The organism is Serpentinimonas barnesii (assembly GCF_000696225.1).
GTDB lineage: Bacteria > Pseudomonadota > Gammaproteobacteria > Burkholderiales > Burkholderiaceae_C > Serpentinimonas > Serpentinimonas barnesii.
In genome coordinates this window covers 84509-96247 of the sequence record NZ_BAWN01000028.1, presented here as the reverse complement: position 1 = coordinate 96247, position 11739 = coordinate 84509, and the positions used below count along the sequence as shown (strand labels likewise).

The window sequence follows — 11739 nt, the reverse complement described above, 5'->3', positions numbered from 1 at the left end:
ATAGAAAAGCGCTTCGACCAGCCCGGCCGCAAGCTCAGCCTGATCAGCTGCTACTTCCCCAGTGGCTCATCGAGCGAGGAGCGCCAGCAGGCCAAGTTTCGCTTTCTCGATGTGCTGGCCCCGCAGCTGGCGGCGCTGCGCGCTGAACGCGAGTTCATCCTGTTGGGTGACGTAAACATCGCACACCAAGAAATCGACCTCAAAAACTGGAAGGGCAACCTGAAAAACAGCGGCTTTTTGCCCGAAGAACGCGCTTGGATGACGCACCTGCTGGGCCGCGAGCCAGGCCAAGGCGGCCTGGTGGACGTGTATCGCCACCTGCACCCCCGCGAGGAGGCCGCCGCCTACACCTGGTGGAGCAACCGCGGCCAGGCCTGGGCCAAGAACGTGGGCTGGCGCATCGACTACCACCTCGCCACCCCGGCGCTGGCCGCCACGGCGCGCCAAGCCAGCGTGTACAAGGCGCAGCGCTTTTCCGACCACGCCCCGCTGAGCATAGACTACGACTTTGGGCTGTGAGGGCTTGGGCGAATCGAAGTTGAGCCTATCATCCCAGCCATGTTAAGGCTGCTTGGCTTGCTGCTGCTGTGCTGGGCTTGGGCATCTGCCCCAGCGGCCGCGCCTGCGCCACCGGCCGCACCAGCACCAGCCACCGCACCCACCCCCACCTCCCCCTTGCCGCAGCCCAACCGGCTGCTGGCGCAAAGCCTGTATGTGGACCTGCATGGCCATCTGCCCATCGAGCAAGTGCAGGCGCGGCCCTTTGAGCCCGTGCCGGCCCTGCTCGCCCGGGGCTACTTCGACGGTGCCCACTGGCTGCGCTTGGTGGTGCGGCCCGCCTATGCCGGCGAGCGCCTGGTGCTGCGCCTGCGGCCCAGCTACCTCGATGCGCTCACCCTCTACCACGCAGACCCCGCCCGGCCCGGTGCTTGGCTGGCCCAGCACAGCGGCGACCGGGTGCCCTTTGGCCTAAGGCCCTACGCCAGCGTGGTGCTCGGCTTTGAGCTTTTCCCTGCTACCGAAACGGTTTACTACCTGCGCCTGCAAAGCACCAGCACGCACCTGCTCAAGGTCGAGGTGCTGCCTTGGCAGGCGGCGCGGCTGGCAGACATTCGACTGGGCATGCTCAAGTGGACTTATCTGGCTATCATGCTCTGGATTTTGTTCAGCGCCTGCTTTGCTTTTGCTGCCCAACGCGACGCGCTCTTGGGCTGGTTTGCCTTGGCACAGGCGGTGTTTGTGGCCTATGCCTTTGCCATCATGGGGTATTGGGCCGCGCTGCTGCCGCAGCACAGTGCCGACATTCCCACCAGCCTCTTGGTGCTGCTCATAGCGCCCACCACCTACTGGTTTCACCACCAGTTGGCAGCACAGTTCCAGCCCCCGGCTTGGCTTATGCATGGCATGAAAGGGCTGGTGCTGGCGTCTTGCATCGGGCTGCTGCTTTACGCCTTGGGCCATGCGCGGCTGGCTTTGCAGATCAATTTGATCTGGAGCCTGGTTCTGGCCCTCATGCTGCCCTTGCTTGCCACCTTGGCACGCCACAGCGCCGCCCCAAGCCTGAGCGCCTTGCGAGCGGTGTATGGTGCTTCGGCGCTGGTGCTGCTCTGGAGCCTGGGCACCCTGCTGGGCTGGCTGCCGCTTGCCGCCGATCTGGCCATGTACGGCATCTTGCTGCAAGGCTTTTTATCGGCCCTCTTGATGGCGCTGCTGCTGTATCTGCGCGCCCGCGTCCTCGTGCAACAGCAGGCACAGGCGCGCACCCAGTGGGCCATGGCGCAGCAGCGCAACGAGCTCGACCGCCAGCGCCTGCAAGAGCAGCAGCGGTTCGTTGCCATGCTCACGCACGAGATCAAAACCCCCCTGGCCACCGTCCAATTCAGCCTCGACACCTTGCAGGTGCAGGGCCCAGCGCGGGCGCGCATCGATCGTGCCCTGGCCGACATGAACCTGCTGGTTGAGCGCTGCCGCCAGAGCGACCAGTTCGAGCACCAAGCCTTGGGCGACGAGATGCGCCCTTGCGATCTGCTGGCCCTCGTGCAGCAAGCCCTTGCCAGCAGCGTGAACGCCAACGAGGCGCAGCGCGTGCGGGTGCAGGCCGCGCCCAGTGCCTACCCCCTCACCAGCGACCCCTACCTGATCGGCATCGTGCTGGGCAACCTGCTCGACAACGCGCTCAAATACGCCGCCCCCCAGTCGGCCATCGATTTGCGTGTGCAAGCCGCCGCAGACGCGCAGGGGCGAGCGGGCTGGCAAATCGAGCTCGACAACGCACTCCGCCCCGCGGGTGCCCCAGACTTGGAGCGCGTGTTCCAAAAATACTACCGCGCCCCGGCTGCACACGGCAAAGTCGGTTCGGGTTTGGGTTTGCACCTCTCGCACGCCATTGCGCAGCAGCTCGGCGGCGCGCTCGGCTGCACCCTGCTTGGCCACGAACGCATCCGCTTCACCCTTTGGCTGCCCCAATGAATGCCCTCGATCCCCCCTTGCACCTGCTGCTGGTAGAAGACAACGACGACTTGCGCGCCGCCCTCAGCGAGGCCCTGGCCGCACAAGGCCACCACGTGTGCAGCCTAGACTGCGCCGAAGCGCTGCCAGAGAGTTCAACCCTCTCGCGCTTCGACATCGCCGTGCTCGATCTCAACCTGCCCGGTGAAAGCGGCCTGAGCCTAGCGGCCCGGCTGCGTGCGGTGCAGCCGGGCATAGGCATCGTCATGCTCACCGCGCGCAACAGCAGCCCAGACGTTTGCCGGGGCTACGCCAGTGGGGCCGACATCTACTTGGCCAAACCTGTGCCCATGATCGAGCTCATGGCGGCCTTGACCGCTTTGGCACGCCGCTTGCGCCTTCACGATCCAGACGCCAGCACGTTGCAACTTCAGCCACAGGCCATGCGATTGCTGGGTGCTGGCGGCGCGGCGGACCTCAGTGCCAGTGAAACCAAGTTGCTCTGCGCCTTTGCCCGCGCCCCACAGCAGCAACTCGAAAACTGGCAGATTGCCGACTTGCTGGGCATGGCGCTCGACTCGTACAACAAAGCGGCTTTGGAGCTGCATATGGTACGGCTGCGCAAAAAGCTGCAGCAGGCAGGCACTGAGCCGACCAGTCTAAAGGCCGTGCGCGGCATCGGCTACAAACTCGGTTTGCGGCTGTTGTTGGTTTGATCCCACACCTGCCCCTATGCGCGGCTTGGTGGTGCGCTCGACACGGGCAAATGAAGGCTTTTGTAGGCTTTGCCGGGCCTAGGTGGCTACAGTCGCGGCATCGTTATCTAGAGTCCTAGAGGAGCCCGCCTGCCATGAACAAAACCCACCGCATCGTTTGGTCCGTCGCCCGCCAAGCCTACATCGTGGCGCACGAAGCCGCTGGCTTTGGGGGCCGCCCCGGCACCACATTGGCGCTCAGCTTGGCGCTCTTGCTCGGGGCAGGGGCCGCAGCGGCCACGCCCACCGCCACCGAACTGCCCACGGGCGGCCAGGTGGTGGCCGGGCAGGCCAGCATCAGCAGCAACGGCGCGCGGCTCGACGTGCTGCAAAGCAGCCAGCGCGCCGCCCTCGACTGGCAAACCTTCAACATCGGCGCCCAGGCGCAGGTACACTTCGAGCAGCCCGCGGCCGGGGTGGCGCTCAACCGCGTGCTCGACACCCAAGCCAGCCAAATCTACGGCCGCCTCACGGCCACCGGCCAGGTGTTCTTGCTCAACCCCAACGGGGTGCTGTTCGCGCCCGGCTCACAGGTCGATGTGGGTGGCTTGGTGGCCTCCACGCTGCAGCTCTCCAACGCCGACTTCATGGCCGGCAACTACCGCTTCGAGGGCAGCAGCAGCAGCGCCATCATCAACCAAGGCAACATCCGCGCCGCCCAAGGCGGCACCGTGGCCTTAATCGCCGCGCGCATCGAAAACACCGGCGGCATCGAAGCCACCCAGGGCAATGTGCTGCTGGGCGCGGGCAGCCGCGTCACGCTCGATCTGGGCGGGCCGGTCAAGCTGCAAGTCGAGCAAGGCGCGCTCGATGCCTTAATCGCCAACGGCGGCGCCATCCGCGCTGCGGGCGGCCTGGTCTATCTCACGGCGCAGGCCGCCGGGGCGCTGGCCAGCACCGCCATCAACCACAGCGGCCTGATCGAAGCCCAAACCCTGGCCACCGGCGAGCGCGGCGAGGTGCTGCTCAGCGCCACCGGCCCTGGCAGCCGGGTCGAAGTCTCGGGCCGCATCGACACCCAAGCCGCCACCGGCGCAGGGGGCCAGGTCGATATCACCGCGCCCCAAATCTGGGTGCAAGGCAGCGCCCAGATCGACACCCGAGGCAGCGCCGGGGGCGGCCAAGTGCGCGTAGGCGGCGGCTGGCTGGGCCAAGACACCGACATAGCCAACGCGCTCGAAGTGCAGGTCGATGCCGGTGCGCGCACCGACTCCAGCGCCACCGCCCAAGGCAACGCCGGCACCGTGGTGTTTTGGTCCGACGACGCCATGCGCTTTGCCGGCCACATCCAAGCCACCGGCGGCCAGCAAGGCGGCGACGGCGGCATGGTCGAAGTCTCGGGCAAAGAGCGGCTGGCCTTCTCTGGCAGCGCCGACACCAGCGCCCCGCAAGGCCAAGGCGGCCTGCTGCTGCTGGATCCAACCGACCTCACCATCGTCAGCGGCGCCACAGGCACCACGGGCAACCAAGCCGCCTGGGCCAGCACCACCGACACCGCCAACTACACCATCGCCGAGGCCACGCTCGAAGCCCTCACGGGCAATGTGGTGCTGCGCGCCACCCGCAATCTAACCATCAACAACTTGGCCGACGGCGTGCTCAACCTCAGCCGGGCCGGCACCTCGCTCGAAGTATTTGCGGGCAATATGACCAACCAGGGCGCGCTGACCATACACACCAGCGGCAACCAGATCTACCACACCCCGCTCACCCTGGGGAATAACCTCACCTTGCGCAGCGACACCGGCGGCATCAGCCTGCGCGGCACCGTCAACGGGCCACACCACCTGGAGTTCACGCTGGGCAGCACCGGCCGCGCCGTGATCAACCACGCCATAGGCGGCACCACCGCGCTGGCCAGCCTGGGCACGAACAACCTCGGCCAGACCTTCATCAACGCCAACGTCACCACCACCGGCGCCCAAAACTACCGCAACAGCGTGCTCTTTGGCACCCAAGGGGTGGCACAGTTCGTCAACGGAGGCTTCGAGACCGGCAACCTCAACGGCTGGGATGTATTCAACTCGCGTGCCATTCTGGGCAGCACCGTTATCGGCGGCTTTACCAGCCCCATGGATACGGTACACCCCAGCCAGCACAACCTAACTGTCTCGACCAGTGGCACCTACAACACCACGGCCTCCAGCGCCCCCGCCGATCGCATCGTAGGCAATTGGGGTGTAGTCATGAGCTCCAACGGCAATTGCGCCTCCGGCGGTGGCTTCTGCATCATCCGCGGACCCTACATCGTGAGCCAAAGCACCGTGAGCCTCACGGCGGGCGACTCGGTTTCCTTCCAGTGGAAGGCCGAGGGCGGCCAGGACGCTTTCGACGTCTATGGCTACCTGCTCAACACCAGCAACGGGAACACCCTGCAACTCTTGAACCAGACTGGGGCCAACGCGGGTGCCAGCACGCCGTGGACCACGGTCTCGCGCACCTTGTCGGGCAGCGACCCGGCGGGCGATTACCGCTTCGTGTTTGTCTCTGGCTCTTGGGATGCCACTGGCGGCAGGGTGTGGGGCGCGCGCCTGCTCATCGACGATGTGCGCACCCAGTCCGCCGCTGCCAACCTATTCACCGGAAGCAACTGCAACCCCTGCACCGTGAGCGGCAGCGAGGTGAACTTCAGCGGCCCGGTCAGCTTGGGTGCCAGTGCCGTGATCAACAACTCGGCCGCCAGCGCCATCAGCGGCGCCATCTCGGGCAGCGGCGCGCTCAGCAAAACCGGGGCCGGCACCCTCACCCTCTCGGGCAACAACAGCTACACCGGCGGCACCGCCATCAACGGCGGCACGCTGGCGCTCAACCACGCCAACGCGCTCGGCAGCACGGGTGCCATCCGCTTTGAAGGCGGTGCCAGTGGCGGCGTGCTGCAATACAGCGCCCAAAATGCCGTGGACTATTCCGCCCGCATCGCCACCACAGGCAGCCAAGCCATCCGCATCGACACCAACGGGCGCGACATCACCTACGCCACCGCCTTGGCCGGGGACAACACCTCGCTCGAAAAACTCGGCGCTGGCAGCCTCATCCTCACCGCCAACGGAACCTACACCGGCGCCACCACCATCAGCAGCGGCAGCCTGGTGCTGCGCCACAACGCACCCACACGCGCCACCAGCGGCTTTGCTGGGCCGGGCACCCTGGTGATCGAACCATCGGGGGCGAGCTTCACCACCGCCGGCGGCTTTAGCACCGCGGGCTGGACCTTTAGCGACACCCAGCGCCTAGGCGGCTTGACCCTAGGCCGAGACGGCAACACCAGCCACATCACCCTGGCCAGCGCCGCCACAGTAAACGGCCCCGTCACGGTTTGGGGCAACAACATCAACGTCAACGCCCGGCTCGAAGCCACGGGCAGCAACACCATTGCGCTCAACGCCCGCCCCAGCGGCAACATCGGCCACAGTGCCAGCGGCAGCGTCCACGCCAGCAACCTGCTGCTGCGCGGCAACAACGCCCAACTCAACAACGTGGCCAATGACGTAGGCACCTTGGCAGCCAGCGTGGCCGGCACCTTGGGCTACACCGACGCCAATGCGCTCACCATAGGCACGGTGGGCGGCATCGCCGGCATCACCGGCGCCACCGGCACCGTGAACGTGGCCACCCGCGAAGGCGACCTCACCCTGGCCGCCAATGTAAGCACCAGCAGCAGCTCCGCCAGCGCCGTGCGGCTCAATGCGGGCGAGGCTGCGGCAGTCCGCACCACCACGGGCGGCAACTTGATGATCGCAAACACCGGCGTCACCGTGACCACGGGCTCGGGCGGCCGCGCCACGCTCTTTAGCGGCAGCATTGCAGGCAGCACCGGGCTGGCGGCTTTGGTGGGCACGGGGCAAAACCGTTTCCGCTACAACGCCGACGAAAGCACCGTCATCAGCGCGGGCGCGGGCTGGCTGGCGCTGGGCAGCGGCCTGCACGGCGTGTTTCGCGAGCAGCCCACCGCCACGCTCACTGTGGGCAATGCCACCATCACCTACGGCGACAACGTGCCGGGCAATATCGCGGCCACTATTGGCGGCCTGCTGCACGGCGACACCATTGCTGCCCCAACGGTGAGCGTGGTGGGCACCCCCACCAATAGAGCCACCAGCGGTGCCTGGCGTGCAGGCACACACGACCTAACCGCCAGCAACGCCGCTGCCACGCTGGGCTATGCCGCGACCGTGACCAATGGCACCCTCACCGTAAACCGGCGCGACATCACGCCCAGCTTTGTGGCCCAAGACCGGGTTTACAACGGCACCACCAGCGCGAGCGTAAACGGCAACCTGGCCAATACCGTGCGCGGCGACCTGCTCACGCTCGACCAGACGGCCACCTTTGACAACCGCAACGCGGGCACTGGCAAAACCGTGAATATCAGCGGCATCTCCTTGGGCGGTGTCGATGCAGCCAACTACCGCTTGGTTTTGAGCGGCACTCCGAACACACCGGTTGATGCCAATACCGCCATTACCACCACCGCCACCATCCACCGTGCCGATTTGCTCATCACGCTGCCCACCACCCCCGGGGCGCGCAGCAAGGTCTATGACCGCAGCACTTTGCTGGCTACGGACGCCAGCAGCTTCGTGGCAGGCGGCGGCACCCAAGTGTTTGCTGGCGACAGCTTGGTCACCACCGGGGCCACAGCGAATTTCAGCGACTTCAACGCCGGCACCGGCAAAACCATCACCTTGACTGGCGTCACGGTCAACGATGGCTATGGCGGCAACAACTACAACCTGCGCTTCGACACCATCACCGATGGCGTGATTACCCCGAGGCCGCTCACCGTCACGCTAAACAGTGCAATTACCAAAACCTACGACGGCACCACCGCCGCTTGGGGGGGCACTGTTGATGTCTCCGGGCTGGTGGCAGGCGACTCGGTAGGCCGCGCAGCCACGCTGACCTTCAACAGCGCCAATGTAATCCGGGATGGCAACGTAGCAACCGGTGCGGTGTTGCCCAACCAACACACCGTCACACCCTCGAACATTGGCATTCAAGGCACATCGTTTGGCGGTGTAACCAATGCCAACATGACCGGCAACTACGCCATCACCTTTGTTGGCAACGCGGCCAGCACCATCAACCCGGCCCCGCTGACCATCGCCGCCAACAACGACGCCAAATTCGTCACCTTTGGCGACCCCACTTTCAGCCTGCGCTTTAGCGGCTTTGTGAATGGCGAAACCGCTACAGGCGTGTTTGGGGGGCAGCAACCCACGGTAAGCCGCCCTCGCGCGGGCACCGACGAGGCTGCTGACACCTACACGGATGCGCTCGTGGTCTCGGGTGGCGCGGCAAACAACTACGATATCACCCGAGTGAACGGCAACTTCACCATCGTCCCGGCGGGCGAGTTGCTGGTGCGCGTGGGGCCTAGCGGGGTTACAAACACCACCTATGGCAGCGCGCCCACTTACACCAATGTGACGGCGCAGTATTTGTTTGCTACAACGGGCACTGGAAACATTACCAGCTCGGGCAACCAAGTTACAGGAGAAGTGGGTGCTAATTTCACTGGCGTGAGCATAGGCGATGTGATCAGTGTGGAAATCAGCGGAGTGCGCCAGCATCGGCGCGTGGCTACGGTTGGCCCGGCTGCAAACACCCTGACCTTGGACAGCGCCTTCACTGCCGATCTGACTACCGCCACGCCTTTTGATTTCAGCCGCGTGCGCACCTTTGGCTCTGGCAATGGGACTGATGCCAACACTGTAGGCATCAGCACCGCGGCCAACGACGCAACCGCAACCGTGAGCTTCAACGATGGCAATTCCACCTCCGGCAGCTTCACCCTAACGCCACCCAACGTCAGCACTAGCACCAGCACCGCAGGCTTCCTGCGCGCCGGTTCCTACCAGCTTGACGACAGCGCAGTCGGCCGCACTGTCTCCGGCACCAACTTCAACAGCAACATCCACGTAGTAGGCGCACTCGAAGTCGCGCGCCGTGGCATCACGCCCGTGGTCAACACCGCCGCCACAACCAAGACCTATGACGGCAACACCGCCATGCTGGGCTTGGACTTGAACGCAAGCCGGGCCACCGGGTTGCTCGGTAGCGACGCCGTCACGGTGGATGGCCTGGGCCAGTTCACCAACCGCAACGCTGGCACCAACAATAGAGAATACACCGTGGTGCTGCAGCGCCTCACCGGCGCAGACGCAGACAATTACTTCTTCACCGCACCCACCCTCAACGGAACCGACGGCACCATCACCCCGCGAACGCTGAACGTCAGCTTCACCGGCATCGACAAGGTCTATGACGGTAGCAACAGCGCCACCGTCAACACCGCAGACGACCGCGTGGCTGGCGATGCGCTCACCATCATCCGCAACGCCACCTTCGCCGACAAGCATGTGAGCGTTAGCGGCGGCGTTGTGCAAGCCAAACCCGTCACCGTGGGCAGCCTAAGCCTTGGTGGAGCGGATGCAGGAAACTACACCCTCGTTGCCAGCACCACCCCTGTAAACGCCCGCATCCTGCCCCGCACCGTCACCGTCTCGGGCGTTACCACGGCAACGCGGGAGTACGACCGCACCACCGCCGCCACAGTGGTGCGCGAAGTCGGCGATCTGGCTGGCCTGATCACCGACGATTTCAACCAAATCACCCTCGACGCCACCTTCCTCGACCCCAACGCCGGCACCGGCAAGCTCGCCACCCTCAGCATCAGCGCAGCCGGGCTCTACGCCAACAACTACCTCTTCGTGGGCGCGCGCACCGCCACCGGCGACGTCACGCGGCGCACCGTCAGCGTCGCGGCGGGTGCCGGCGTGAGCAAGGTCTATGACGGCACCACCGCCATGACCGGCGTCACCCTAGGCTTAACCGGCGCATTAGAAGGCGACGCGTTGACCGTGAGCGGCCAAGGGGCCTTCGCCAGCGCCAACGCAGGCACCGGCATCAGCTACACCTTGAGCAACCTGGTGCTGGGCGGCGCGGCTGCCGCCAACTACCAGTTCACTGGCGGTGCCACCTCCATCACTGGCAACACCGGCGTCATCACCGCGCGGACCTTGAACGTGCGCTTTACCGGCGTGGACCGGAATTACGATGGCACAACAGTCGCCACGGCAACCGTGCTCAGCGACGACCGCATCGCCGGCGACGTTCTCACTTTCACCGGGCTGCCCACCGGCAGCTTTGCCGACAAGAACGTGCTGCGCGACCCAAGCACGGGCAACGTGCTGGCAAAAGCCATCACCGGCATCAACCTAAGCGGCGTAACGCTGGGCGGTGCTGCGGCGGGCAACTACACCTTGGTGGCCGACACCTCGGGCCTCACGGCGCGCATCCTGCCCATCGACCTCACCCTCACGGGCATCACCGGTGGCACCCGCGAATATGACCGCAGCAGGGGCATCACCCTCACCGGTGCCACCTTTACCGGCCTGATCCCTAACGACACCATCACCGTCCAAGGCCAATTTGCCGATTGGAACGTGGGCGAAAACAAACCCGTCACCCTCAGCTTTGGCGGGGCAGACGCGGTCAACTACAACATCGGCGGGCTGACGCACACCACCGCCAGCATCACCCCGCGCACGCTCACAGCTACCGTGACGCCGGGCAGCATCAACAAGGTCTATGACGGCACCAATACCCTCACCAACCTAGACTTCACTTTGCAAGGCGCGATTGCTCCAGACGACGTAGGCGTGCTCTGGGATGGGAATTTCGACTCGATCCACGCCGGCACCAACGTCGCCTACACCCTCAGCCTAACGGGCTTGTTCGGCGTTGATGCAGGCAACTACATGCTGCCCAGTGTGCCCACTGCGCTCAACGGCACAGGTGCAACAATCTCCCCGCGCCCCGTCACCCTAGGCCTAGGCGGCCTGTCGCGGGTGTTCGATGGCACCAACACCTACCGAGCCAGCGAGGCCGACTTGGCCGCTCTGAGCGCGCAGTTGGGCATTGCAGGCAACCGCGTCACCGGCATCCAAGCGCAGTTTGACAATATGCAGGTGGGCACCGGCAAAACTGTGAGCTTTGGCAATGCCATCGTTGATGACGGCAACAATGGCAACAACTTTGCTTTGAGCTTTGCTGCCAGCAACAACAACGAGATCACCCGCTTGGTGCTCACTGAGTTGGATACCTCCCTGACCGCTGCCTTGGGTGGCGGTGTGCTGGACAATCTGCAAAACCAGTCTGACAGCCCGGCACTTGGAATGGATGCGCAAACTTTGGCCCTGCTGGTCAGCACCACGCCTGAGGCGCCTACAGCCGATTCATTTGTCCAAGGCGGTTTGATGTTTGTCGAGGTCTCATCCCTGCAGGCAGTGGGGCAGGACACTGGTGACGCCGTGCCCAGTGCCGACGCGCCAGTTGCTAACAACGAACCGGCCGCAGAGGAATCCACGCAAATAGCGGGCATGTTTGACACTGCGCAGCACAACACCCTGGGCTTTATGAGCGTGTTTGTGGTGGATGGCGGTGTGCGCTTGCCTGGCTTCGCGACAGCCCGAGCGACCGGTGCAGGCACCGAGGGTGAAACCCAAGAGCGCAGGAGGCAGGTCAATTGACG

At 64.9% G+C, this 11739-nt stretch carries 4 protein-coding genes; all 4 read left to right on the top strand.

Annotation, left to right across the window (positions count from 1 at the left end):
* On the top strand, positions 1-519 hold a 519-nt coding region (locus SRAH_RS08885; RefSeq protein ID WP_029462996.1), incomplete at its 5' end, for an exodeoxyribonuclease III.
* A gap of 39 nt (positions 520-558) precedes the next feature.
* Positions 559-2469, top strand: a complete 1911-nt coding sequence (locus tag SRAH_RS08880) for a sensor histidine kinase (protein WP_029462995.1) — start codon at positions 559-561, stop codon at positions 2467-2469.
* Positions 2466-3164 carry a response regulator transcription factor gene (locus tag SRAH_RS08875; protein WP_029462994.1) on the top strand — a complete coding sequence of 233 codons (699 nt, stop codon included), beginning with the start codon at positions 2466-2468 and terminating at the stop codon, positions 3162-3164. The genes SRAH_RS08880 and SRAH_RS08875 overlap by 4 nt, the downstream gene beginning before the upstream one ends.
* Before the next feature lie 134 nt (positions 3165-3298).
* The gene (locus tag SRAH_RS08870) at positions 3299-11737 is read left to right on the top strand and encodes a YDG domain-containing protein (RefSeq protein ID WP_029462993.1); all 8439 of its coding nucleotides are present in this window, start codon (positions 3299-3301) and stop codon (positions 11735-11737) included.
* The last annotated feature ends 2 nt before the right edge of the window (positions 11738-11739 follow it).